This is a genomic window from Streptomyces murinus (assembly GCF_002154555.1).
GTDB lineage: Bacteria > Actinomycetota > Actinomycetes > Streptomycetales > Streptomycetaceae > Streptomyces > Streptomyces murinus.
The window spans coordinates 1-925 of sequence record NZ_MUNF01001031.1 but is presented as its reverse complement, the minus strand read 5'-3'; the positions used below and the strand labels follow the sequence as shown (position 1 = coordinate 925).

Annotated in this window: 1 protein-coding gene; it reads right to left on the bottom strand. The window is 76.3% G+C overall.

Annotated elements, in window-relative coordinates:
- Positions 1-45: 45 nt before the first annotated feature.
- A partial coding sequence (locus CCN72_RS37455) for an acyl-CoA dehydrogenase family protein (protein WP_086812696.1) occupies positions 46-925 on the bottom strand: 880 nt, incomplete at its 5' end.

The window sequence follows — 925 nt, the reverse complement described above, 5'->3', positions numbered from 1 at the left end:
GACAGTACGGGCCCCGGCCCGGCCGGGGTCCGTACGACGCGCGGGTCAGCCGGCGAGCAGCGCCCAGACGTCGTCCGCGGCGAGCGCCGCCCGGCCCAGCAGGGCGGTCCAGTAGGACTCGTCGCCGTCCTCGTCGCGCCAGGACCACAACCGGGTGGTGGCGAAGCGCAGTTCGCTGAGCTCGGTGAAGCCGATGGCGCCGTGCAACTGGTGGGCGATGCGGGCGATCTCGGCGACCGAGGCGGAGGCCTGTGCCTTGGCGGCCGCCACGGCGACCGGCGACAGCTCGCGGGCGGCGGCGTCCACCGCGGCGCGGACCAGCGCGGACTCCTCGATCAGGCGGGCCTCCTCCTGCTTGACGGCCTGGAAGTGGCTGAGCGGGCGGCCGAACTGGACGCGGGTGGTGGTGTGTTGGACCGTCAGCTCGACGCAGCGCTCGGCGGCGCCCGCGATGAGTGCGGCACGGGCGAGGGCGGCACGGAGACCGGCCTCGGCCAGCTCGGGCGGGGTGAGTGGGTGGACGTCGTCGGCGGCCACCGCGTAGTCGTGCAGCTGGAGGGTGTCCCGGGGCTCGCCGGCGAGGTTGGTGCCGGGGACCGCGGTGGTACGGGCCGGGTCGACCGGGAACAGTACGGGCCCGCCCGGTCCCTCGGTCAGTACGAGGACGGTGGACGTGGCGCCGTACGGCACCCGGGGCAGGGTGCCCGAGACCCGGAGCGCGGCGTCCCGCCCCGAGGTGCCGACCGGGCCGACCCGGGTGACGGCGGGGCGGGCGTACGCGAGGGTGAGGCCGTCGGTAAGCGCGACAGTCGACGGGCTCTCGGGGAGGACGACAGTCGACGGGCCCTCGGGGAGGACGATTCCGAGGTGCCCGAGCACGGTCTCGGCGAACGGGCCGGGCCCGGCGAGGCGGCCCGCCTCGCAC